Below are 23,986 nucleotides of genomic sequence, written 5' to 3'. Positions count from 1 at the left end.
GTTGAAAAGCAGAATCAACGATTTTTTAAACAAATCCATTTACTGGAGGTGTCAGGCACCAATTTCGGTCCCTGACACCTCCAGAAATATACTCGAATATATTAATATAATACTTGTACCGTACAAGTATTATTGAAAAAAATCTCTTCATGAAAATGGTAAGGAGGAAAGGATTAGAAATAGAATAAAGTAGGAGCGATAGAGAATTTTGAGGGGAATATAACTATAGTTCAAAGACGTTTATTAATAGTAGTTTTCTATGTATGAGACCTGAATTTCGTGGAGGGAAATTCAGGGGAAAAAGGTGATTATTTTAAGCACCTTTTACCATTGGTATATAGGAGGAATTGTGGTCATCCCACTTGAAAATTCCTTCTTGCAGCTTAATGATGGAATTAAAAGGGCAAGGGATCGGGTTTTCATTTTCTTGAGACAATTGGCTATCTTGATGCATTTTTTCTACCAATTGTTTTCTTAAATGATGTAATTCATCTTTTGAAGCAATACGAATAATACAATTAAGAGTGATATTACTTTCAGATATTCCATCTTTCCTACAAATACTTTCTTGAAAACTCTTGTTAAATTGAAGCATCATCGTTAGATCATGCATACAGGCTACTCCGAAAACCTCTTTGATCGTATCATCATAACGAAGCTGATACCCAGTTGCAAATTTTCTAATATTTTTCTCAGGATTTTCTAATATATAAACTGTTTCAATTTTACTTTCCAACTATGAACATCCTTTCTACTATCTGTATTTATATCTAGTTGAGCTTGTATGTCGGAGTAATATATGATTCAAGGTAATTTAACAGGAGTCCTACTAAATAATTGAAACAATGGGGGTGCAAATTATCGCTCCATAAAATATCTTTTAATGGATGATATTAATATTATAACATATTTCGACTTTTAGATGTTGTAACAAGGTACTAAGAAGTTTAGATATAGAAAATTAAATTTTTAGAAATTTTAAGAAATTTTAAGGAAGGAACTTGCTTATCAGACTTTTATAATATACTATAAACTTTATTATTCTATTATCGATTAGGATTATAGAAATAGGGGATTGTACTTCATCCTCTTACAAATTTTTTTAAAAGGAAGCGACTATCGTTGAACTATTCATTTGCACCACAAACCAAGAACTATGAATCTTCTGCTGTTAGAGACATCCTAAAAGTAACCCAGCAGGCACACATTATTTCATTTGCTGGAGGATTACCAGCCGAAGATATTTTCCCGCTCGAGGCAGTAAAAAATGCCTATGAACAAGTTTTTGCATCAGGAAAATCTTCCCTTCAATACGGGTTGACTGAAGGATACATCCCCCTTCGTGAAGCTATTCAATCAAGAATGAGCCGAAAAGGGATCTCTTCCACACCAGAAAATATTCTACTTACAACTGGTTCGCAGCAAGTCATAGATTTGTTTTCAAGAATCATGCTTGCGCCCGGTGATGTGGTCCTTACTGAAGATCCTACATATCTTTCTGCCTTGCAAGTATTTCAATCCTACGGAGCAAATGTGGTTGCCGTCAAGAGTGACGAGCATGGGATGGAACCTGATGACTTAAAAGTAAAGCTGGAACAGTTACATCCTAAATTCGTTTATATCATTCCTACTTTTTCTAATCCGGATGGCAAGGTTTGGAGTAACGAGCGTCGTGAAATCCTACTATCTCTTTGCTATGAAAATGATGTTCTAATCTTAGAAGATGATCCTTATGGTGATATTCAATTTAACCAAGATGAAAAATATAAGCCTGTAGCTTCCTTGGATTCCTATCAGAGCCATGTGTTATATACGAGTACTTTTTCAAAGTCCGTTGTACCAGCCCTAAGAACAGGTTGGGTCACTGGACCATTAGAAGTGGTTCAAATGATGGCGAAAGCGAAGCAAATGAATGATTTACATTCGAGCAGTATCGACCAGCAGGCCCTATATTACCTCTTGCGTGATTTCAATCTTGATGAACATATCGAACATGTAAGAAAAGAGTACTACTTACGGATGTGCATTATGAGGGATTATTTGCAGAGACTAGGCTCTGATTTGTTTACATGGAAAGAACCAAAAGGTGGAATGTTTATGTGGGTAGAAGGAAATGAAAACATAAACACCACTACACTGCTTCATGAAGCAGTTGAGAACGGTGTTGCCTTTGTCCCAGGTGCCCCCTTCTACGTGAATCAGCCAAAGTATAACACCTTCCGATTAAACTTTAGCCATTCCACGCCAGAAAAAATTAAACTTGGCATGGACCGCTTAGTCGAAGTCTTGTTAAAGCCTGCAATCCTCAAATAAATTTGGTGCCTGACACCACAAAAAAACAGCCATAGATTGATGGCTGTTTTTTTGTGCTTACTCTTTTTTTTTATCATCTTTAATTCCGTACCTTAAATGTCCGGAATCTACATCGCCCTTTGTTTTTGATAATTTCCCTCCAAGGCTAGCGTTAGGATAGCTTTTAATTTTTTTATCCATCAAGTTTCCTCCCATTATTTTTTCTTCATTAGTCTAAGATGAACGTGATCATTTCATACACTTATTTTTACTATTTCATCTTTTTTGTCCTTCATAAATTTGACGTTTTTGTGTACCGCTAATTTTTCACATTCTTTTCATTGCATAGTACTAGTTTTTGAAACTATAATATAATTGTAAAAGATTGTGAAAAGTTGAACAAAAATAGTTACAAAAAAGAGAAAGTCGTTATTCTAGGTAGAGGAGACATTCATATGCAGCCGTACAATTGGTTAGAGACTATAAATGTTACGGAGGAAATGTTAAATAAAACGGATCATCGACTTCCTATTATTTGGATAAGTGCTCTTGATTGCACTGGTTGCAAAGAGGCATTTACGCGATCCTTTGAGCCTTCCTCATTAGATGCAATCTTGAATTTTATTTCTTTGGAATATAGTGAGCTATTATCTGTAGCGAGCGGCTTTCAGGTGGAGGAACATAAAGAAACGATTTTTGAAAAATATAAAGGGCAATATGTTCTTGCAGTTGAAGGGGGTATCCCGGGAAGCGATGAATTTCTCATGATTGCAGGCAAATCGGTACGAGAAGAAATTATCCAAGCAGCCAAAAATGCAAAGGCAGTCATTGCAGTTGGAAGCTGTTCCGCTTGGGGAGGAATTACGTCAGCAGGCAGCAATCCAACCAATTCCGTTGATCTAAGAACTCTCATTCCTGATGATATTCCTGTTGCACTTGTTCCAGGCTGTCCACCCATACCAGAGGTTATCGTTGGAACGTTTTTACATATTCATTTCCACGGAGAGCTGCCTGAACTTGATAAAAAGCTTCGCCCAAAAGCGTTCTATCAAACAACGGTACATATGACTTGTCACCGTAAACCGTATTTTGATCAAAAATTATTTGCCGAATCATATGATGATGAGGGCGCGAGAAAAGGCTATTGCTTGTTCAAGCTGGGCTGTAAGGGCCCTACAGCCTTTAATGCATGTGAATCTATTGTGAGCGAACGCTGTATTTCCGCAGGTTTCACCTGTATAGGCTGCTCCGAAAAAAACTTTTGGGACAAGGGTTCCTTTTGCGGGAAAAAGAAAAAGTAAACGACGAAAAGATCGGCAAAGGATTCCGGTCTTTTTTTTCTTCCTAAAGTTAAGAAGCACAAAGATTTTTTGTATGGGTTAGGTGAAATAAAGCTTAAATTGGGATTAAAATATTCGTAATTTTCGGTGAGTAACCGTTATCAAAAAAGTATGCTATAATAATTTCGAATAATACAACAGTTAGGAGTAAACGCTATGTCTATGTTAAAAGATTTTTTCATTGGCTTATCCCAAAACCAATTATTGAATAGTACCGCTAAAAAATACGGTTTAAAAATGGGCGCGCAAAGTGTCGTAGCCGGAACAAATATTGAAGAAGCGATCAAAAGTATAAGAGAGCTTAACAATCATGGAATCTCTTGTACGGTCGATAATTTAGGAGAATTTGTGTATAAAAAAGAAGAGGCGGCAGATGCGAAAGAAAAAATTCTTAATGTAATCGAAGCGATTCATAAGAATAATGTCGATGCACATATTTCCTTAAAACCAACTCAATTAGGTTTGGATATAGATTATGATTTCTGCTTGAGTAACTTAAGGGAAATTGTTGATAAAGCAAATAGATATGATATGTTTGTCAACATTGACATGGAGGATTTCACTCATCTTGAGCCTACTTTTCAAATATTAGATGTACTTTCAATGGAATATGATAATGTCGGTACTGTAATTCAAGCTTATTTCCATCATGCACTAGAAGATCTGAAAAAGTATGAGAATTTCCGTATCCGAATTGTAAAAGGTGCTTACAAAGAGTCTCCGGAGATTGCATATCAAGATAAGAGTGAAATTGATAAAAACTTTATCAATCTGACTGAATGGCATCTGTTAAACGGAAAATTTACATCAATTGCGACACACGATCATCGAATTATTAACCATATCAAGGAATTTGTGAAGAAAAACAATATTCCGAATGATAAATTCGAGTTCCAAATGTTGTATGGTTTCCGGAAAGAGTTACAACTCAAGTTGGCTAGTGAAGGCTATAACTTCTGCACATATGTTCCTTTTGGCGATGACTGGTATGGTTATTTCATGAGACGTTTAGCAGAAAGACCTCAGAATGTAAATCTTGTTGCGAAACAAGTATTTAACAAAAAAACTAACACAGTCATTGGCGTGGCAGCAGGGGCATTTTTATTAGGAAGAATGACCACTAAGAAGAAAAAACGAAAATAATTTTTAAAGCGCTGTCATTAATTCTGTTGACGAACCTCTCATTTTTGCGAATGAGAGGTTTTTTCTTATTACTCTAAAATGAAAGCGCTTTAAATAATACTATTAACAAAGTGTACATATTAGATTCATAGAATGTTCAATATTTCACATACTTATCGCCAAATTTCCATGCTATCATGTGAGCATAAAGGATAAAGGAATGAAAAAATCCCCAAAAATCCTTTTTATAAATAAGCATTGCATTCAATCATTACCCCAAAATACACATGGAGGGAAATACAATGACTGTAGAACAAAAAGTAGTTAAACAAAAACAAAATGTCAATGAAATGGTTGATCGTTTAGTTGAGAATGGTTTGAAGGCGCTAAAAGAATTTCGCAGCTTTGACCAAGAAAGTGTTGATGAAATTGTTAAACAAATGGCGTTAGCCGGTTTGGATCAACATATGCAGCTTGCAAAGCTTGCCGTTGAAGAAACCAAAAGAGGAGTTTACGAAGATAAGATTATTAAAAACATGTTCGCTACAGAATATGTTTATCACAATATTAAATACAACAAAACAGTTGGCGTAATTAATGAAAACGAATTAGAAGGAATTATGGAAATTGCTGAGCCGGTTGGTGTTGTTGCAGGGGTAACTCCAGTAACGAATCCTACATCTACAACAATGTTTAAATCATTGATTTCCATTAAAACAAGAAACCCAATCGTATTTGCTTTCCATCCATCTGCACAAAAAAGCAGCAGTGAAGCAGCTAGGGTACTTAGAGATGCAGCTATTAAAGCAGGAGCTCCTGAAAATTGTATTCAATGGATTGAAACACCATCACTTGAAGCAACTCAAGCTTTGATGAACCATCCTAAAATTTCACTCATCCTTGCTACTGGTGGTGCCGGAATGGTTAAATCCGCCTATAGCTCAGGAAAACCAGCACTTGGCGTAGGACCAGGAAATGTTCCATGCTACATTGAAAAAACAGCTAATCTTAAACAAGCAGTAAATGATTTAATTCTATCTAAAACTTTTGATAATGGAATGATTTGTGCTTCTGAGCAAGCAGTCATTATTGATAAAGAAGTTTACCAAGATGTTAAAGATGAAATGAAAGCAAATAACTGCTATTTCTTAAATGAGGAAGAAAGACAAAAGGTTGAAAAACTTGTCATCAACGAACAATCTTGTGCAGTAAATGCTGCTATTGTTGGGATGGCTGCCTATAAAATCGCTCAAATGGCCGGCGTAACGGTTCCCGAAGGCACGAAGATTTTAGTAGCGGAATTAAAAGGTGTTGGTCCAGCATATCCACTATCAAGGGAAAAATTAAGCCCAGTTTTAGCTTGCTACAAAGTGAATGGTTTAGAGGAAGGTTTAAATAGAGCAGAAGAAATGCTTGAATTTGGCGGTCTAGGCCACTCTGCAGTTATTCACACTACAAGTGATGAAGCAATCAAGGCATATGGCTTACGTATGAAAGCAGGACGTATTATCGTGAATGCTCCATCATCACAAGGTGCTATTGGTGATATCTATAATGCTTATATTCCATCATTAACACTTGGCTGTGGTACTTATGGCGGAAACTCTGTTTCTACTAACGTTGGAGCTATACATCTAATCAATATTAAAAAGGTTGCGAAGAGAAACGTGAACATGCAATGGTTCAAAGTTCCATCTAAAATTTATTTTGAAAAGAATTCAACTCAGTATCTAGCTAAAATGCCAAAAATTTCGAAAGCATTCATTGTAACAGATCCTGGCATGGTGAAATTGGGATATGTAGATAAAGTATTATATTATTTACGTAAACGTCCAGATTATGTGCACTGTGAAATTTTCTCAGAAGTTGAACCAGATCCATCTATCGAAACCGTAATGAAGGGTGCAGAAATGATGGCTAAATTCCAGCCAGATGTCATCATCGCACTTGGCGGAGGTTCTGCAATGGATGCCGCCAAAGGTATGTGGTTGTTCTATGAACATCCAGAAGCAGATTTCTTTGGATTAAAGCAGAAGTTCCTAGATATTCGTAAACGGATTGTCAAATACCCTCATCTTGGTACAAAAGCACAATTCGTAGCGATTCCTACTACTTCTGGTACAGGTTCAGAGGTAACATCTTTCTCTGTTATTACTGATAAAGCAGCTAATGTAAAATACCCACTTGCGGACTATGAATTGACTCCGGATGTGGCGATTATTGACCCGCAATTTGTTATGACGGTTCCTAAACATATAACTGCTGATACAGGTTTGGACGTCTTGACACATGCGATTGAAGCCTATGTTTCTTGTATGGCAAATGACTTTACAGATGGTCTAGCAATGAGATCTATTCAGCTTGTATTTGAGTATCTACCAAAAGCTTATAAAAATGGAAGTGATGAAGAAGCTCGTGAGAAAATGCACAATGCTTCAACAATTGCCGGTATGGCCTTTGCCAATGCGTTCCTAGGCATTAACCACAGCCTTGCGCATAAATTAGGAGCGGAATTCCATATCGCTCATGGACGTGCAAACGCAGTTCTTCTGCCACATGTTATTCGTTATAATGCTACGAAACCAGAAAAGTTCACGGCATTCCCTAAATATAACCATTTTAAAGCTGATAAACGGTATGCGGAAATTGCAAGAACGCTTGGTCTCCCAGCAAAAACAACTGCTGAAGGCGTAGAAAGTCTTGTTCAAGCCATTATCAAATTGGCAAAAGAACTTGACGTACCAATGAGCCTTCAAGCAAACAATATCGATAAAGCTCAATTCGAAAGCAAAGTCGACTATTTAGCAGATCGGGCCTTTGAAGATCAATGTACAACTGCTAATCCGAAGCTTCCACTCGTAACGGAATTAGCTGAAATTTATCGCTTAGCTTATAAAGGTGTTTAATCCAAAATTATTTGGATAATAAAAGCAAAAAGGAAAACAAGCATCAGTTTTTGCACTGATGCTTGTTTTTATTTGATTAGAAAGTAAAAATTTTGACTTTAAGGATTGTCTAGCTCCATAAGAGTAAGCTTCGAAAGCGATGCCTCGCACGCCGAAAAACGCGAGTTTTTCGGCGGAGCGCCTAGCAGCCCCGTCGACGTGAGCGACGGCGAGTTGAACGACGACGAGTAGTACGACGACGAGTGCAACGAAGTGTGCATTTACGGGAACGGCGAGTACGACGACGAGAAGTACGACGGCGAGTGCAACGAAGTGTGCATTTGCGGGAACGGCGAGTGCGACGGCGAGTGCAACGAAGTGTGCATTTGCGGGAACGGCGAGTGCGACGGCGAGTGCAACGAAGTGTGCAGCGAGTTGTGCGACGACGAGAAGTACGACGGCGAGAAGTACGACGGCGAGATGTGCGACGGCGAGAGGTGCGACGGCGAGAGGTACGACGGCGAGTACGACCAGAGCCTGGATCCGAATCCATAAATCCTCTTATTCCTAAATCGTTAATCCCCTCCACAGCCTCAATGATATCTAATGGTGAATAAAGACTCATTAAAAACCCTCCTTATTATTCATAAAAATTTGAAAGACTTTTTGGTATCTTTCAGTTATATATGATATGAAGACAAGTAACTTCATGTCTGATACAAGTGTTTAGTTTCTTGAATTTTTTTCCATTTTGATTCGAAATAGGCTCGAACTATACTTATTACCTTGAATGTCCTATCTTGCAGTGCCTGACACCAAATAGAAGTTAGCAATAGACGACATTTTTTTTCGTCTGTATGTTATAATAATTCTGACAAAGGGGGAGTAGTGGTGGAGATTATAGTACATAAAGCTATTCAAGATGAATATCCAGATGATTTTGCGTGGTGTTATGGTTGTGGTCGTTTGAATGAGAAGGGGCACCATTTTCGAACTGGCTGGCATGGGGAGCAAACGATGACAATATTTACACCTAAACCGGAGCATTTGGCTTTACCTGGCTTTGTTTACGGTGGTCTAATTGCGTCATTTGTTGATTGTCACGGGACAGGCTCAGCATCTCTTGCACTCCATCGAAAGAATGGTCATGACGTGGGTGAAGGAGCTGAACCACCCCGTTTCGTAACCGCTTCGTTAAAGGTCGATTTTGTTAAACCAACTCCACATGGCGTAGCGTTAAAAGCGCTTGGAACAGTGCATGAGATTCACCCGAAAAAGTGGAAAGTGGAAACAGAGGTATACGCCGATGGGGAGCTATGTGCTCGTGGAGAAGTTGTCGCAGTCGTTATGCCAAGTACTTTTATAAAATAAGATTTAAATCATGCAAAAGAAGCTCGCTGACCGCGAGCTTCTTTATTTAATTTATGAAAATGCTACATTTCAAACATTCCTTTAACATTGTAAAATCTTTATCACTAACAAAAGGATTTACTTGGTTTTCAACCATTTGACGTTTTCCATCGCCATAAATTCTTCTGAAACTAGTATTTAGACGTTTTCCAACTGTTTGTCGATAAGTCGTATTTTTTTCCAAAGTATATATGTTCGTCAAATCTGTTAAAAGTCGCCTATTAGTCGTTCTAGTTTATGGAGTTCTTTTTGCCAAGTATCCTCCTGATTTTCTTGTAAGGCTGAGATTGCGCTTTGGATAAGGAATTTTCGCGGCTCTTTTGCATGTAATAATTCTTCTTGAATAAAGTCGAGCAGCTCCATAAATTTTTCTTGTTCTTTATGATGAACCAATGTTTTCTTTAGGGATAGAATGGTTGAATAAAGTTTTTTCTGAAAGGCAAGGTCCGATTTTTCTGGTAACCATTTTTCTAAAATTTCCGGGTCACGGAGTTGTGAACCTTCTGCAGCTACTTCTTCCACCAAATGGGTAATACGATTGACACTATAGCGGATTACCTTTGAAATATCAACAGGACATTCTTTTTCAATAAAGTGGTAATGGAGATTAAGTTGTAAAATTCCCATAAACATAATCGCGCAGTCCAATAGGTATGGTTTTTTCTCTTCGCCAAAAATATCAATAAATCGATTAAAAGTCCAACGAAGCTGCATAAAATGTGTCCTCTTCATAAATTCCTTTAATGTATCATCATTTGATAAAAAAACTTCTTCAAACAAGGAGATTAATTTATATTTTCGATTGGAATTCATCTGAATTTCAATCTGTTTGATAAAAATCTCAATGTCTGAACGATTATGTCCAATTAATACCTCATTGCGGTCCTTTTCTATTTCCTTGTTGAGGGATTTAAAAATAGCAATTAGTAATTCACTTTTTGATGAAAAATAATTGTAAAATGTGCCTTTCGAAATTCCACTATATTCTAGAATATCTTGTATAGAAGTGGCTTGAAAGCCTTTGTCGATAAACAATTGATGTGCTTTATTTATTACATGCTGCTTGCGATCGTTCATAACATTCACCTTAAATCCTCTTTAGACTACCTGTACAAAATTATTGTACTTTATTATTCGCAATTATACAAACCCTCTATTACCAGATATTTATTTGTTGCCAAAAATGAACTGGAGGTATAATATAGTGTTTATGCGTAATCAAGGTACAAAAAAATGAACTACCAGTTTAAGGGGGAAATACAATGGAACATTCCATTAAGAATAATCGTCCACCGTATGGGATTATAGCCATTCTCATGATCGGGGCTTTTGTATCAATGCTAAACGAAACACTTTTAAATGTTGCTTTGCCATCAATAATGAAGGATTTAAAAGAATCCGCATCAACCGTTCAATGGCTCTCAACAGGTTATATGCTCGTAAACGGAATCATGATCCCGACTACAGCATTTTTAATTCAAAAATATTCGGTAAGAAGGCTATTTCTTACCGCAATCAGTTTATTTTCTGTCGGTACTCTTTTAGCAGGATTTGCGCCTTCGTTTACGGTTTTATTAGTGGCGAGAATGATTCAGGCTTCCGGATCTGCGATTATGATGCCGTTGTTAATGAATGTAATGTTAACTAGCTTCCCGCCTGAAAAAAGGGGAGCGGCAATGGGGTTATTTGGTTTAGTATTCATTTTTGCTCCAGCTATTGGTCCTACATTATCAGGCTATCTTATTGAACATTACGATTGGAGAATTTTATTCCATCTTGTTTCACCGATTGCACTCATCGTTCTTATTATTGGCTTTTTCTTACTAAAAGATAAAAAGGCAAAAAATGATATTCGTCTCGATTTACTGTCACTTCTTTTATCAAGTGTAGCTTTCGGCGGTTTGTTGTATGGCTTTAGTTCTGCAGGGAACAAAGGTTGGGGCAGCCCGGAAGTGTATGGCACGATTAGTGTTGGTGCCGTTTCGTTAATCTTGTTTATTTTACGACAGTTAAAGCTTGAAAAACCAATGCTTGAATTCAGGATTTACAAATATCCTATGTATGCATTATCTTCAGCGATTTCGATTGTTATCTCTATGGCTATGTTCTCGGCAATGCTGCTTTTACCGCTATATGTGCAAAATATTCGCGGAATTTCTCCAATGCATTCCGGGTTATTACTGTTACCAGGAGCCATTTTGATGGGGATTATGTCTCCGATTACAGGTAAATTATTTGACAAGTTTGGTGGTCGAATTTTAGCGGTCACTGGGCTATCCATTATCGTATTAACGACATATTTTTTCAGCAAATTAACCCTTACTACTTCCTATACGCACTTAATGCTTTTGTATTCTGCACGGATGTTTGGAATGTCAATGGTTATGATGCCAGTTATGACAAATGGGCTAAACCAATTGCCAGCGCGTTTTTATCCACACGGAACAGCGATGAACAATACATTACAGCAGATTTCAGGTGCTATAGGCTCAGCACTGTTAATCACGATTATGTCTACTCGAACGAAAACACATGCTTCTGATTTAGCTGCAGCTGCAATGGAACATATGAAAAATCAACATCTGACACAGCAACCATCTCCGCAAGTCATCGCTGAAATGAAGCATCAAATTGCGATGAAGGCAATGCTCGAAGGGATTAATGATGCCTTCCTTATATCTGTAGGTATCGCATGTGTAGCACTTATTCTTGCATTTTTTATTAAGCGTTCAAAACAAGCAGAAGATCCTATCAATGCCAAGAAGGCTGATCAACAGGTTGTAAATAAATTAGCAGAAAACTAACAAACAGGGGTGACGATTTTGTCACCTCTTTTTTTTTGTACACCCCACGCGTACAAATGTACACGAGTGGTGCCTGACACCAAGTTTTTGGTATATTAGATATAGAAAAAAGAATGGATAAATGGTTTGGTGGAGGGGTGGTTCATAAACATGTGGAAAAATGAGTTAACGAGGGTTTTAAACATTTCGGTACCGATTATTCAGGCTCCGATGGCAGGCGGACCTACATCTTCTTCATTGGTTTCCGCAGTATCAAATGCAGGCGGACTTGGAATGATTGGGGCTGGATATATGAGTCCAAGTGCGTTGAAGCAACAAATTCAAGAAGTAAAAAAGCTGACTGATAAACCTTTTGGAGTAAATTTATTTGTACCAACAAGATACATCGTAGATGATGAGAGTCTGCAAAAGGCCAATTCTTTATTAGAGCCGATTCGAAGTGATTTAGGAGTTGAGCCTCCGAGGCAGCTGCCTAACTATGATAGGGATATGGAAACTTTTCATAGGCAAATTAACGTGATCTTGGAAGAAAAAATTTCAATTTGTTCATCTACGTTTGGAATTCCCTCTCAAGAATTAATGGAAAAGTTAAAGAAAAAGTCAATTATGATTATTGGCACAGCTACATCAGTCCAAGAAGCGATCATGAATGAAATGGCGGGAATGGATGCAGTAGTAGTTCAGGGAGTTGAATCGGGTGGCCATCGCGGGACCTTTTTAGGGGACCCCGAGCAAAGTCTTATTGGCTTAATATCGCTTATTCCCCAAGTTGCAGACAATATTGGAATTCCGATCATAGCAGCTGGAGGGATTATGGATGGAAGAGGGGTCATGGCTGCCAAATGCCTAGGTGCAAAATGTGTACAAATGGGTACCGCCTTTCTTGTTTGCGATGAGAGTGGCGCTAATCTTCTTCATAAAGATGCGATCATGCAATCAACCGAAGATAAGGTCGTATTGACCAAGTCTTTTTCAGGAAAGCTAGCAAGAGGTGTCAACAATCATTTTATTGAAGTAATGAAACCTTTTGAGGATTCTTTTCCGGAATATCCACTTCAAAATGAACTCACAAATGGAATAAGAAAAGCTTCCAAAGAAGCAGGGAATATCGAATGTATGTCACTTTGGGCAGGTCAAAGTCCACGATTGGCAAAAAAACAATCCGTGAAGGAGTTAATCGATAATATCAAACATGAGATAGAAATATTTTGTAATCAAGATTGACAAAAACAAGGACTGAATCAGTGGAAAAACGCTCCATCATTCAGTCCTTTTAATTTGTACACTCTACTTAAGACTGTACACTCCTGAAAGACAATCGTCCACGAACGGTGCCTGACACCCAAGAAGAGAAACCAAAAAAAGTAACAAAAAGAAGACACCCAAGCGTCTACGCTGGGTGTTTTAGGTCATGTGTACGGTTTTTATTTGCTGGAGGTTTACATATACCGGGTCTCCTTTAGCAGTGATGAGTTCGACGAAGTTGTTCTTGATTCCCTGGATTTTTCCTATGACATTCTCATCTTCACCAATATTAAAAATAATCAATTCACCCGTTAATTTATCAATTTGGACTTCAAATGATCTTGCGAATGTGATATTGCTCGGGTTTACCGGCAAACTATCATTTCCCAATCCGTATGGGCGTTGGTTATTGGTATACGGTATTAACCATTTTAAATGGTTTAAGGAGATAAACATTGTTTTATAAATAGGGGAGTAGAAGACAAAGTAGTTATTCATAATGCTTATAATATACCCATGCAGTGTTTGATTACTGGTTACATATATTTCGGTGAAAATTCCTTTAGCTGCTGTTAGAGTTTTTCTTAAAGATATTTCTTCATTATGATTATAAATCGGAGTTGGTTCGTTATTCGAAGTGATTTCATCAATTTCATCATGTTTCATGAATTGCCAATTTTGAATATGGATGATCGGGATGTATAGATAATCTATACCGTTGAAAAGCACCCACAAATCACTGCCAATTTCAATCAGAATCCCGGTTAAGAATTTCTTACCTGATATCTCAAGTTTAATATATTTTCCAATATGATCTTTTAGATTCATTCACTCACATCCTTTCCTTGTTATTTCTTACAAAAAGAGCAAAGCGATCTTGATATAAAAACACAGATGTATTACGTCAAAACTATAAATGCCCAGCTCATTTTTGTAATTGTTTTGGGGATGTATTTAGATTTAATGAAATCGCTGATTAAGGTGGAATATATCATCCTATTTTCAATTAATTATGGATGCAATGTTAGATTCTAGGTCAATCTCTAGGATCTGGCCACCCAGAAAAAACAGTACGTTCGATTTCACGTAAATTGGCTGGTTCACCTAAAAAGCGGGAGGTTGAAATTGAATCTTCTTTCCGTTTTACTTCTTCATTTTTAGCTTGTGGAATGTACTGTCCCACCTTGGAAGGTGATTTAGAAGAATTAGGAAGTACAACATCCTTTCCCATGATCACAGGTTCTTGTTTTTTAGGCGCTTTTACCTCATTAGTAGGTTTTCGTTCATTTTCGCGGGATTTCACATTCAATTTTTTACTCTCGTTTTCCCTATTGATTAATTGGAACTCGTCTTCTATTGATTTTTTCATTTTCGTGTTGATTTTTTGTGTTATGTCAAAGTTCAATTTTTCTTTAATATCCTTAATGGATTGAGACCAAACCTTTAAGTCCTTGTCAGAGGCGCTTGCTACTACTTTAATAGATGACTCGTCTAGGAGGTCCGTTTTGAGTACGGATGCTGTTTCATGGTCTGCCTTTTCATTAAACCCAATTTCAATGTGTTCTTCTTTCTTCTTTTCCTCATTTTGGTCCTGATTCTTAGCCTGATATTGATCTTGATTCTTTGCCTCATTTTCAATATTATTTTCTTTGAGAATTCCTTTGAAAACATTAGAAATATAGGATAACTTGATAAAAATCCTTTCTTCGCCACTTATTAATGTGGCAAAGCTTTTATCTACTTGGCTTAAAACTCCATTAAATTTTTGTTTATTCAGGCACAAAATCGTAACCCAAGAATTTTTAAGTGAGTGCAATAAATCTATCAGGCTTTGTGTTTGCAAATATTCTGCTGTTGCTTCTTGTCCTGGAAACTCTTTTGTATCTTTTTCGATGGCTTGAATATGGTCAGTACTATAATAAAAAATATTATTATTCTCATTTTCCAAGATGATGTGATCAGGTTCCACATCAATAAGCTTTCCTTTAAAAATTTCCTCACCTACATATAGATTTACATTAAACCCAATAAGTAAATCTAGTGTAGATGTGTCTTGTTCTATTTCCATAATTCGGTCCTCCTTTGGAGATAATGTTGTCGCTTCTTTTGCTGAAAAGAGACATTATTTTTATTATTTTATTGTTTTGGATATTGATGGCTATCGTTTTGAATGACTCGTTGACGTAAAGCTTGTTTTTCGGATTTGACATTTTTTCCATAATACCTTGATTTTCGGAGCTCTCTTCTTTTTCAATTTTTAATCCGTAGCTAATATTGCGGATATGGAACATTGAGAAGCGAAAAATTTTCTCCTTGTTGCTAAAGAAATAAAATCCTTAATAATATCGCTTAAAACGCCTTCTATTTTCTCTGGACCAACTCGATCCACCTTGATAATTATACCGATTAATTACTTCATCAAATACCTATGAATATAGTGGTTTTCCTCCTTTTAATTAAATAAGCATTTATAATGCATCTATATGTATCATGGTATGATGTTGTACTAATAAAGTAGCCTTTTTTTTATTGTTTAAGGAAAAAATAGGCAAAAAAAAGCATATGATACAAAACCATATACGCTTGTTCACTGTACCACTATCAAATTTTCTTTAAGATATTTATTTCTTTTTTGAATAAACTGGAAAATAAACTCCTCCTCCTTTCTCATTTTTTCCTCATTTAAAGTAATATATGGATCTAGGTGAAGGTAGGGGATGATGCTTTGCAAATGTGCTGAAATTGTCTCTTTTAGATGATCCACTGAAAAGTCATTTTCCAATATGTCTGTCATGATTTTTCGATACTTCTTTTTAAAATCTTGAAAGTGTAGCAATCTTCCTGTTAAAGTGTTATAGCCAGTAACAGGAATAAAGTCATGATCTAAGTGGTTACCGTGAAGGTCTCTTCCCCATGTCCCGTCATAATCCCATGGGGTAATCTCATAGCGGTTTAAGTCGCGATCTCGGTATAGAGCATAATTATGAATAAACCCATCAAAATTCTGGGTACATACAACCCCTGCTAACCATTTTAAATATTGGTCTATATCAAGAAAGTTTGATATTTTTTCTGAAAACTCCTCATTTTTAGCCGTGTTAATCATTACTATAAATTGTTCTAAATGAGCAAGGTCACTTTTGGTTCCATATTTAATGGTGTAACCATCATTCAAGCGGGATTTTAATTTGTTCTCCGGTGTTACCAAGGAAAAATTAGCATAGTAATTTGTCGCGTAAATGATTGGTCCATCTGCCCAATTCCTTTTTTGTAAAAGATATTGATCAAATGATTCAAGTTCTAAATAAATGCCGTTACAAGTGCCATTTATATACAGAAGAACGTGTTTAGAGCTTGGTGCTTTTACACCTATTTGATGGAAAAAATCCAGTGAAAGTTTGTTTCGACTGAGAGAAGGGTCATTGAATTCGGCATTTAAATGGATTTCATGTGCACCATTAACTATATTAGGCTTTTGAAAAACAATACGATAGGATTTTTTTTTATGTTTTCTGATTACATTTCCACGAAAAGCTAGGGCAATTGTATACTGGTTACCGTCGATTTTAAGTGTAGCTGGTACATGTGTATCCGACCACATATCGTTCTCCAATTGTTTTATTAACTTGGGATTTATAATAATCTCATATTTCAACAATTCTAATTCCCCTAAACAATTCATTTTTTAAAAATTTTATGCAAACATCACAGTGAATGTGCTGTATGAACAAAATAAGCGATTCTCAATAAAATAAATGACGTTTATAACAAACTGCACCCAATCACCATAAATTAGAAATGTAAATACATTTTGGAAATTGGAGGAAAATTGGCTATGGGGATTGATATGCAGGAATTATTTCTGCAAGCACAAGAAAATGGTGTAGTTTGTTTTATGGATAATAATCCGAAAGAAAATGTAGTCTGCCAGCGTAGGAGTAGTCGTAGAAGTATCGGCTCACGCGGAAAGAGAGGCAGCAGAGGTTCGAGAAGAAGTCGCGGCTCTCGCGGAAAGAGAGACAGCAGAGGTACGAGAAGAAGTCGCGGCTCTCGCGGAAAGAGAGACAGCAGAGGTTCGAGAAGAAGTCGCGGCTCTCGCGGAAAGAGAGACAGCAGAGGTTCGAGAAGAAGTCGCGGCTCTCGCGGAAAGAGAGACAGCAAAGGTACGAGAAGAAGTAGCGGCTCACGCGGAACGAGAGGCAGCAGAGGTTGGAGAATAAGTCGCGGCTCTCGCGTTACGAGAGGCAGCAGAGGTTGGAGAATAAGTCGCGGCTCTCGCGGAACGAGAGGTAGCCGGGGTTCAAGAAGAAGTCGCGGCTCTCGCGGAACGAGAGGTAGCCGGGGTTCAAGAAGAAGTCGCGGCTCTCGCGTAAGTAGAGGCAGCCGGGGTTCAAGAAGAAGTCGCGGCTCTCGCGGAACGAGAGGTAGCCGGGGTTCAAGAAGAAGTCGCGGCTCTCGCGGAAGTAGAGGCAGTCGGGGTTCAAGAAGAAGTCGCGGCTCTCGCGGAAGTAGAGGTAGCCGGGGTTCAAGAGGAAGCCGCAGCTCTCGCGGAAGTAGAGGTAGCCGGGGTTCAAGAGGAAGTCGCGGCTCTCGCGGAAGTAGAGGTAGCCGGGGTTCAAGAAGAAGTCGCGGCTCTCGCGGAAGTAGAGGTAGTCGGGGTTCAAGAAGAAGTCGCGGTTCTCGCGGAAGTAGAGGTAGTCGGGGGTCAAAAGGAAGTCGCGGTTCTCTTGGAAGTAGTGGTAGCCGGGGTTCAAGAGGAAGTCACGGCACTCGTGGAAGTAGATTCAGCCGGGGTTCAAGAGGAAGTCGCGGCTCTCGCGGAAGTAAAGGTAGCCGGGGTTCAAGAGGAAGTCGCGGCTCTCGAGGAAGCAGAGGCAGTCAGGGTTCAAGAGGAAGTCGCGGCTCTCGCGGAAGTAGAGGCAGTCGGGGTTCAAGAGGAAGTAGAGGTAGCCGGGGGTCAAGAAGAAGTCACGGCTCTCGCGGAAGTAGAGGCAGTTGGGGTTCAAGAGGAAGTCGCGGCTCTCTTGGAAGTAGAGGTAGCCGGGGTTCAAGAGGAAGTCGCGGCTCTCGAGGAAGCAGAGGCAGTCGGGGTTCAAGAGGAAGTCGCGGCTCTCGAGGAAGCAGAGGCAGTCGGGGTTCAAGAGGAAGTCGCGGCTCTCGAGGAAGCAGAGGCAGTCGGGGTTCAAGAGGAAGTCGAGGTAGCCGGGGGTCAAGAAGAAGTCACGGCTCTCGCGGAAGTAGAGGAAGTTGGGGTTCAGGAGGAAGTCGCGGCTCTCTTGGAAGTAGAGGTAGCCGGGGTTCAAGAGGAAGTCGCGGCTCTCGCGGAAGTAAAGGCAGTCGGGGTTCAAGAAGTGGCAGACCACCAGGTCCACTTGGAAGAAGAAGCCGAGGTTCAAGAGGAAGCCGCAGCTCTCGCGGAAGTAAAGGCAGTCGGGGTTCAAAAGGAAGTGGCAGACCACCAGGTCCACTTGGAAGAAGAAGCCGAGGTTCAAGAGGAAGCCGCAGCTCTCGCGGAAGTAAAGGCAGTCGGGGTTCAAAAGGAAGTGGCAGACCACCAGGTCCACTTGGAAGAAGAAGCCGAGGTTCAAGAGGAAGTCGCGGTTCACGCGGAAGTATATTCAGTAGGGGTTCAAGAAGGAGTCGGGGCTCATGCGGAACGTGGTGCAGGCGTATAAGATAAGCAAAAGAAGCCAATACGGTTAGTTAAAAGTTTAAATTAACTATGATGAAACCGATACAAATAAGTGTATCGGTTTTTTATTTATCCGAATAAATTAATCCAACCAATACGTTCAGTTTGCAGTAAAGATACATAGTTATGCTTCTTTGTCGATACCGATGGCTGAAGCAGTTATTAGTTTACCGTTCACAGACAAGCAAAGGAAAGGACTCATCATTTGTTGAGTCCTTTAATAAGATATAAACAAAATTGAAAGATGGAGGGCTGTTCATTCCATGAGGCGATACTTTCAACAAAAAATGTTACCACTCCGAATGGCATTAACCACATGCTCCAAGATGAACCGGCTCATCATTGGAGGTGATGATTATGGAAAAGAGATTGAAAGAAATCCAACAGAGATTGAGTCATGAGCATAAGGATATTGCAAAATACGTGAAGCATGTTTTTGATGCTCTGGATCAAAAAGCAAAGGAGCATCGAAAATTGGCAGCATCGAATGCTTTAGCCGGTATAAAATTAAAAGGAGATGTGGAAAAAGCATATTATGATTCCATATACGAAATGAAAAAGCTTTTGCTCGATGTTCTAGAAAAAACCGTAAACGATATGGAACATAAAGGTGATAAATGGTGGGAAAAAAATTTTAAAGATGGTGTAAATGAATGAATAAAGCATGATTAGTTACTGTCTAAAACGACAGTTTCTTTTTTAAAAGAGTAAGATAACTACATTATTTCTTTTGCCAAGGCCCGTCCGGCTTGTCTTCCGGTAAAAAGGCAGCCACCTACGAATGTTCCTTCAAGTGACCGATATCCATGGATGCCTCCACCACCAAACCCGGATACCTCACCTGCAGCATAAAGTCCTGGTACAGGATTCCCGGATGTGTTAAGGACTCGACCAGATAAATCCGTTTGCAGCCCGCCAAGTGTCTTGCGGCTGAGGATATTTAAACGGACGGCAATTAATGGCCCCATTTTTGGATCCAGTATTTTATGTGGGGAAGCGACTCTTATCAGCTTGTCACCTAGATAATTGCGGGCCCCGCGAATGGCGGTAATCTGTAAATCCTTCGTAAAAGTATTGTCGATTTCACGGTCCCGTGCCAAAATTTGTCGCTTTATATCAGCTAGATTTAATAAATGATCGCCGGAAAGCTTGTTCATTCCTTCTACAAGTCCAGAAAGAGTATGGGCAATGACAAAGTCCTCGCCTTTGTCCATAAATGCTTGGACTGGTGCTGTAGGACCGGGAAGAATCCGAGATAACACCTTTTTAATGCTTTTTTCTGTCAAATCAGGATTTTGTTCTGATCCAGAAAGTGCAAATTCTTTTTCAATGATTTTTTGAGTTAAAATAAACCAGGAGTAATCGTAGCCAGTTTTTTGAATGGCTTCAAGGGTACCCAGTGTGTCGAAGCCTGGAAAATTTGGTGTTGGAAACCGATTTCCCTTGGCATCAAGCCAAAGGGAGGAGGGACCTGGCAAGATACGGATGCCATGCATAGGCCATACGGGGTTCCAGTTTTGGATTCCTTCAGTGTAGTGCCACATTCGGTCACGGTTGACAATGCGACCGCCGGCAATTTCGGTAATCGCTAGCATGCGACCATCAACATGTGCAGGCACACCGGAAATCATTTTTTTGGGCGCTTCTCCAAGACGGGATGGCCAATTATTTCGAATCAGGTCGAAGTTAGCGCCGATTCCACCGCTCGTTACCATCACGGCTTGAGAGTAAAACTCAAAGTCTCCGACAATCTCGCGTGAGGTAGCCTCGCCACGAGCGGCAGAACTTTGGATGAGTACATCACCACGAGCTCCAACAACAGCGCCGTTTTCCGTTAGTAATACATTGACACGATGGCGCGGACGATAATCAACAAGTCCTTGTTCCATTGCCTTTCGAACTCTCTCCTCAAATGGTTTAACAATACCAGGACCCGTTCCCCAAACGATGTGGAATCGCGGCACAGAATTTCCATGGCCCTCAGCGAGATATCCGCCGCGCTCTGCCCAACCGACTACAGGAAAGAAGCGTACTCCCATCCTGTATAACCAATCCCGTTTTTCACCTGCAGCAAAATGGACATATGCCTCTGCCCACTTAATTGCCCAATAATCTTCATCATCCTTTCGATCAAATCCAGCAGAGCCAAGCCAGTCTTGCCAGGCTAGTTCAAAGGAATCCTTTATTCCTATTCGCCGTTGTTCTGGTGAATTGACAAGGAACAAACCGCCGAATGACCACCAAGCCTGTCCACCAAGTGAAGATTCAGGTTCTTGGTCTAATAAGAGTACCTTCTTACCGGCATCAGCTAGTTCTGCAGTTGCAACAAGACCGGCCAGTCCAGCGCCAACCACTATTACATCATGCTTCATCTATTTGTCCTCCCTTAATTCAAAAATATACAAATTTATACAGACTATTCAGAATAATTTGTGATTATTTTTTATTATAAGTGATAGAGTATTTTCATACAAATAGAAATAGGTCTAGAAGACTATCGGAATAGGAAAGGTCATACAGAAAAATACTACAAAGAGTCTTGTATTTTTTTCCATTTCGAAAGGAGAAAGTGAGCAAATGCATACACAAAAATGGCAGTTACCTCTTCAAACATTAAGCCTTGTAGTTGGGTTTATGGTCTGGGTGATCATTTCATCTTTAATGCCGTATATTAAAAAAGACATTCCATTAAGCTCTAATGAAATTGCTCTTGTAACAGCTGTTCCGGTTATTTTAGGCTCGTTAATGCGGATTCTCTTGGGTTATTGGGCGAATCGATTTGGTGCTAGAATCCTCTTTTTTATAAGCTTTATCATATTAATTTTTCCAGTCTTTTATATTAGTGCCGCTCATTCAGTTACTGATTTGATTATAGGCGGATTAGTGCTTGGTTTTGGAGGTGCTATCTTCTCAATCGGTGTTACTTCATTGCCAAAATATTATCCTAAGGAGCGGCATGGTTTTGTCAATGGGATTTATGGTGCTGGTAATATTGGTACAGCTATTACGTCTTTTACTGCCCCGTTGCTGGCAAATATTCTGGGGTGGCAAAATACTGTCCGCCTATTCCTAATCCCTGTCATTATTTTTGCTTTATTCAACTTCCTTTTTGGTGATCGTAAAGAGCCGCGTGTAAATAAACCTTTGTTGGGACAATTCAAAAGTGTTTATCAGAATGAAAAATTATGGTTTTTAAGCTTATTTTATTTTATTACCTTTGGTTCATTTGTCGCGTTTACTGTCTATTTACCCAATTTTTTAGTGAGCAGCTTTAAATTAACAGCGGTGGATGCGGGTTTACGAACTGCAGGATTTATTACATTAGCAACCCTTTTCCGGCCGGTTGGGGGTTGGTTGGGAGATAAATTCAATCCATTTTTGATTTTGTTATTAGTCTTTGGAGGATTAACCTTTTCAGGTGTTTTACTATCTTTTTCACCAACGATTACACTATACTCGATTGGCTGTTTAACTGTCGCTTTTTGTGCTGGAATTGGTAATGGAACTATTTTTAAGCTTGTTCCCTATTATTTTTCTAAGGAAGCTGGGATTGTCAATGGAATTGTTTCTGCAATGGGTGGACTGGGCGGATTTTTCCCTCCCATCGTTCTCTCAACTGTTTTCAATATAACCGGACATTATGCGATAGGATTCATGTCACTTGCCATGTTTTCATTGGCTAGCTTAGTGATTGTCGTTTGGATGTATTATCTGGAAAAACTGAGCATAGAAACAAAAATTATGGAAAACATTGGTCAAAGTATGATGGTTACCGATACAAAGGGAATTATTGAAAAAGTGAACCTTGCTTTTACAAGAGTAACCGGCTACCAATCCAAGGAGGTAGTAGGTAAAAATTCAAACATATTGCAATCAGGAAAGCATGATAAGGGCTTTTATCAAAAAATGTGGGAATCGATTCAACGGCATGGATATTGGCAGGGTGAAATATGGAATAAACGCAAAAATGGTGAAATATATTTAGAATGGCTTACCATTAGTGAAGTTAAAAATGATGTTGGGGATGTAAAATATTATCTTGGATTATTTAGTGATATTTCAAAGCAAAAAAGCTGAAGGATTAGACCTTCACTTTTTTTGCTTTTGCTTTAAAAAAAATTAGGTTATTTTAAAGCTCATTGTTGATTTTGCCACTATGTTGATTAGAGAGGAAGGCGCTCGACTCCTCGAAAATGCTATCGCATTTCCTTCGTTCGTGGGCGGATTCAAGGATGTAATTCAATGTCCTGCGGAAGTACGGGGCAGGGGAGACCCCGCAGGCGCAGGTAGCGCCGAGGAGGCTCTCCGGACCGCCCGCGGAAAGTGAGCGCCAGGAGCGGAAATCAACAGGCAATTTTAATAGAGCCAAAAATTAATAGAGTTTTACAGAATTGGATTATGGAAAGGCTGATGAGGACAAGACTTAGAAAGGAGATAAAAGGATGTCAGGTCCGAGTTTAAAGAAACAGGATGCTCATTCATCCATTCACGAGGCTGCTTTGAATGAAGCAAAGGAGTTAAGAAATTTATTTTATAAATGTCTAAAGGATGGTGAGACAGAAAGATCCTTTCAGGTTGCTGAAATTACCGTTGAACATTGGGAATCGCGGACATTGAACCATGCCGAGGCAGAGGAAGAGGGTTTATATAAGGAGATGGTAGAGGAGAATCCCGACTTCCAGCCACTTGTAATTCAGCTTACACGTGACCATGATCTGATGCGGAGAATGGTGGGGCAAATGAAAGAGCTGCTCTTAATAAATGAGATTGATGAAAGAATGCTTTCCTTAATGGATTCTCTTTATATTGTTGATTCTATTCATAATTCTGATGAACTGAATAAACTACTGGCAAATAAAGAATGATAAGAGTTGGAATTGCTGGAAAGGGTGATAAAAAATGGTAGATGAACAATTAATACGTTATGCAGCACCAGAATTATATCAGAGAATGATGGAAACCTTTTCTGCCTTTCATATCCATCCATACGAAGTTCAAGCAACTCTTTTGAAAAAGGAAAGTGGATATGATGTCACAATTAGGTTTTCAAGTAATTTTTCTCAAGTAGTAACAGCCCATTTCAGTTATGAACAAGCGTCACATCCGGATGAAGAAGTGAACCGTTTTTTTGAAAATGCTGCCAATCAATGCAGGTCCGTTCTAATGGCAGAATATTATAAAATGATTAAGCCTTAG

The 23,986-nt window shown here is 39.0% G+C and carries 21 protein-coding genes; 13 read left to right on the top strand and 8 right to left on the bottom strand.

The window, feature by feature from the left end; translation table 11 throughout:
* Positions 1 to 313: 313 nt before the first annotated feature.
* The gene (locus tag BN1082_RS24410) at positions 314 to 736 is read right to left on the bottom strand and encodes a hypothetical protein (protein ID WP_090639461.1); all 423 of its coding nucleotides are present in this window, start codon (positions 734 to 736) and stop codon (positions 314 to 316) included.
* Positions 737 to 1,122: 386 nt separating this feature from the next.
* On the opposite strand from BN1082_RS24410, the gene BN1082_RS24405 reads away from it, so the two are divergent.
* Entirely contained in the window at positions 1,123 to 2,313 is a 1,191-nt protein-coding gene (locus tag BN1082_RS24405) for an aminotransferase-like domain-containing protein (protein ID WP_090639459.1), read from the top strand.
* Positions 2,314 to 2,370: 57 nt separating this feature from the next.
* On the opposite strand, the gene BN1082_RS28635 is transcribed toward BN1082_RS24405, so the two are convergent.
* Positions 2,371 to 2,493: a hypothetical protein gene (locus BN1082_RS28635; RefSeq protein ID WP_281177058.1), complete on the bottom strand. Its 123-nt coding sequence runs from the start codon at positions 2,491 to 2,493 to the stop codon at positions 2,371 to 2,373.
* A 254-nt stretch (positions 2,494 to 2,747) separates the two neighbouring features.
* On the opposite strand from BN1082_RS28635, the gene BN1082_RS24400 reads away from it, so the two are divergent.
* The 5 genes from BN1082_RS24400 to BN1082_RS24380 all read left to right on the top strand — a co-directional run bounded on the left by BN1082_RS24400 (position 2,748) and on the right by BN1082_RS24380 (position 9,010).
* Entirely contained in the window at positions 2,748 to 3,593 is an 846-nt protein-coding gene (locus BN1082_RS24400) for a hydrogenase small subunit (RefSeq protein WP_090639457.1), read from the top strand.
* 201 nt (positions 3,594 to 3,794) lie between these two features.
* The gene (locus BN1082_RS24395) at positions 3,795 to 4,775 is read left to right on the top strand and encodes a proline dehydrogenase family protein (protein ID WP_090639821.1); all 981 of its coding nucleotides are present in this window, start codon (positions 3,795 to 3,797) and stop codon (positions 4,773 to 4,775) included.
* Between the two features lie 281 nt (positions 4,776 to 5,056).
* The gene (gene adhE / locus BN1082_RS24390; protein ID WP_090639455.1) at positions 5,057 to 7,660 is read left to right on the top strand and encodes a bifunctional acetaldehyde-CoA/alcohol dehydrogenase; all 2,604 of its coding nucleotides are present in this window, start codon (positions 5,057 to 5,059) and stop codon (positions 7,658 to 7,660) included.
* Positions 7,661 to 7,912: 252 nt separating this feature from the next.
* Positions 7,913 to 8,194 (top strand): hypothetical protein, encoded by a 282-nt coding sequence (locus BN1082_RS27900; protein WP_176699938.1) that lies wholly within the window; start codon positions 7,913 to 7,915, stop codon positions 8,192 to 8,194.
* A gap of 333 nt (positions 8,195 to 8,527) precedes the next feature.
* Positions 8,528 to 9,010, top strand: coding sequence for a PaaI family thioesterase (locus tag BN1082_RS24380; protein ID WP_090639450.1), 483 nt, complete (start codon positions 8,528 to 8,530; stop codon positions 9,008 to 9,010).
* 246 nt (positions 9,011 to 9,256) lie between these two features.
* Here the strand turns inward: BN1082_RS24380 and BN1082_RS24375 are convergent, their stop codons facing one another.
* Positions 9,257 to 10,126, bottom strand: coding sequence for a TetR/AcrR family transcriptional regulator (locus BN1082_RS24375; RefSeq protein ID WP_090639820.1), 870 nt, complete (start codon positions 10,124 to 10,126; stop codon positions 9,257 to 9,259).
* A 185-nt stretch (positions 10,127 to 10,311) separates the two neighbouring features.
* Here BN1082_RS24375 and BN1082_RS24370 point away from each other — a divergent pair, with 185 nt between their 5' ends.
* Together BN1082_RS24370 and BN1082_RS24365 are read left to right on the top strand one after the other, a co-directional pair.
* Entirely contained in the window at positions 10,312 to 11,853 is a 1,542-nt protein-coding gene (locus BN1082_RS24370) for a DHA2 family efflux MFS transporter permease subunit (protein ID WP_090639448.1), read from the top strand.
* 150 nt (positions 11,854 to 12,003) lie between these two features.
* Positions 12,004 to 13,077, top strand: coding sequence for an NAD(P)H-dependent flavin oxidoreductase (locus tag BN1082_RS24365; protein ID WP_090639446.1), 1,074 nt, complete (start codon positions 12,004 to 12,006; stop codon positions 13,075 to 13,077).
* A gap of 180 nt (positions 13,078 to 13,257) precedes the next feature.
* On the opposite strand, the gene BN1082_RS24360 is transcribed toward BN1082_RS24365, so the two are convergent.
* From BN1082_RS24360 to BN1082_RS27145, 4 genes are all read right to left on the bottom strand, one after another.
* Complete coding sequence (locus BN1082_RS24360) at positions 13,258 to 13,926, bottom strand: DUF2642 domain-containing protein (protein ID WP_090639444.1); 669 nt, start codon at positions 13,924 to 13,926, stop codon at positions 13,258 to 13,260.
* A gap of 208 nt (positions 13,927 to 14,134) precedes the next feature.
* A complete protein-coding gene (locus tag BN1082_RS24355) occupies positions 14,135 to 15,166 on the bottom strand; it encodes a DUF2642 domain-containing protein (RefSeq protein WP_090639443.1) in 1,032 nt (343 codons plus the stop codon).
* A gap of 519 nt (positions 15,167 to 15,685) precedes the next feature.
* Positions 15,686 to 16,756, bottom strand: a complete 1,071-nt coding sequence (locus tag BN1082_RS24345) for a CotH kinase family protein (protein WP_090639439.1) — start codon at positions 16,754 to 16,756, stop codon at positions 15,686 to 15,688.
* Positions 16,757 to 17,333: 577 nt separating this feature from the next.
* On the bottom strand, positions 17,334 to 17,852 hold the full coding sequence (locus BN1082_RS27145) for a hypothetical protein (protein WP_141650914.1): 519 nt from the start codon (positions 17,850 to 17,852) through the stop codon (positions 17,334 to 17,336).
* Here BN1082_RS27145 and BN1082_RS24340 point away from each other — a divergent pair.
* Together BN1082_RS24340 and BN1082_RS24335 are read left to right on the top strand one after the other, a co-directional pair.
* Positions 17,826 to 18,773, top strand: coding sequence for a hypothetical protein (locus BN1082_RS24340; protein WP_090639437.1), 948 nt, complete (start codon positions 17,826 to 17,828; stop codon positions 18,771 to 18,773). The genes BN1082_RS27145 and BN1082_RS24340 overlap by 27 nt on opposite strands.
* Before the next feature lie 374 nt (positions 18,774 to 19,147).
* A complete protein-coding gene (locus BN1082_RS24335) occupies positions 19,148 to 19,447 on the top strand; it encodes a hypothetical protein (protein ID WP_090639434.1) in 300 nt (99 codons plus the stop codon).
* Positions 19,448 to 19,506: 59 nt separating this feature from the next.
* Here the strand turns inward: BN1082_RS24335 and BN1082_RS24330 are convergent, their stop codons facing one another.
* Positions 19,507 to 21,162, bottom strand: coding sequence for an FAD-binding dehydrogenase (locus BN1082_RS24330; RefSeq protein ID WP_090639432.1), 1,656 nt, complete (start codon positions 21,160 to 21,162; stop codon positions 19,507 to 19,509).
* A 205-nt stretch (positions 21,163 to 21,367) separates the two neighbouring features.
* Between BN1082_RS24330 and BN1082_RS24325 the strand changes: the two genes are divergently transcribed.
* The 3 genes from BN1082_RS24325 (at position 21,368) to BN1082_RS24315 (ending at position 23,986) form a co-directional block, all read left to right on the top strand.
* The gene (locus BN1082_RS24325; RefSeq protein WP_090639430.1) at positions 21,368 to 22,867 is read left to right on the top strand and encodes a nitrate/nitrite transporter; all 1,500 of its coding nucleotides are present in this window, start codon (positions 21,368 to 21,370) and stop codon (positions 22,865 to 22,867) included.
* 365 nt (positions 22,868 to 23,232) lie between these two features.
* Complete coding sequence (locus tag BN1082_RS24320; RefSeq protein ID WP_090639428.1) at positions 23,233 to 23,655, top strand: hemerythrin domain-containing protein; 423 nt, start codon at positions 23,233 to 23,235, stop codon at positions 23,653 to 23,655.
* A gap of 34 nt (positions 23,656 to 23,689) precedes the next feature.
* Positions 23,690 to 23,986 carry a hypothetical protein gene (locus BN1082_RS24315; protein WP_090639425.1) on the top strand — a complete coding sequence of 99 codons (297 nt, stop codon included), beginning with the start codon at positions 23,690 to 23,692 and terminating at the stop codon, positions 23,984 to 23,986.

Origin of the sequence: Neobacillus massiliamazoniensis (assembly GCF_001048695.1) — a bacterium.
GTDB lineage: Bacteria > Bacillota > Bacilli > Bacillales > Cytobacillaceae > Neobacillus > Neobacillus massiliamazoniensis.
Note: the sequence above shows the minus strand (reverse complement) of the source record. Positions and strands in the feature narration are given on the sequence as shown.

What these genes read in the sequence shown, in the direction of transcription:
- BN1082_RS28635 (WP_281177058.1), bottom strand. Translation starts at nt 2,493, where the DNA reads ATGGATAAAAAAATTAAAAGCTATCCTAACGCTAGCCTTGGAGGGAAA.
- BN1082_RS24400 (WP_090639457.1), top strand. Translation starts at nt 2,748, where the DNA reads ATGCAGCCGTACAATTGGTTAGAGACTATAAATGTTACGGAGGAAATG.
- BN1082_RS24395 (WP_090639821.1), top strand. Translation starts at nt 3,795, where the DNA reads ATGTTAAAAGATTTTTTCATTGGCTTATCCCAAAACCAATTATTGAAT.
- adhE (WP_090639455.1), top strand. Translation starts at nt 5,057, where the DNA reads ATGACTGTAGAACAAAAAGTAGTTAAACAAAAACAAAATGTCAATGAA.
- BN1082_RS24375 (WP_090639820.1), bottom strand. Translation starts at nt 10,126, where the DNA reads ATGAACGATCGCAAGCAGCATGTAATAAATAAAGCACATCAATTGTTT.
- BN1082_RS24370 (WP_090639448.1), top strand. Translation starts at nt 10,312, where the DNA reads ATGGAACATTCCATTAAGAATAATCGTCCACCGTATGGGATTATAGCC.
- BN1082_RS24365 (WP_090639446.1), top strand. Translation starts at nt 12,004, where the DNA reads ATGTGGAAAAATGAGTTAACGAGGGTTTTAAACATTTCGGTACCGATT.
- BN1082_RS24360 (WP_090639444.1), bottom strand. Translation starts at nt 13,926, where the DNA reads ATGAATCTAAAAGATCATATTGGAAAATATATTAAACTTGAGATATCA.
- BN1082_RS24355 (WP_090639443.1), bottom strand. Translation starts at nt 15,166, where the DNA reads ATGGAAATAGAACAAGACACATCTACACTAGATTTACTTATTGGGTTT.
- BN1082_RS24335 (WP_090639434.1), top strand. Translation starts at nt 19,148, where the DNA reads ATGGAAAAGAGATTGAAAGAAATCCAACAGAGATTGAGTCATGAGCAT.
- BN1082_RS24330 (WP_090639432.1), bottom strand. Translation starts at nt 21,162, where the DNA reads ATGAAGCATGATGTAATAGTGGTTGGCGCTGGACTGGCCGGTCTTGTT.
- BN1082_RS24325 (WP_090639430.1), top strand. Translation starts at nt 21,368, where the DNA reads ATGCATACACAAAAATGGCAGTTACCTCTTCAAACATTAAGCCTTGTA.
- BN1082_RS24320 (WP_090639428.1), top strand. Translation starts at nt 23,233, where the DNA reads ATGTCAGGTCCGAGTTTAAAGAAACAGGATGCTCATTCATCCATTCAC.
- BN1082_RS24315 (WP_090639425.1), top strand. Translation starts at nt 23,690, where the DNA reads ATGGTAGATGAACAATTAATACGTTATGCAGCACCAGAATTATATCAG.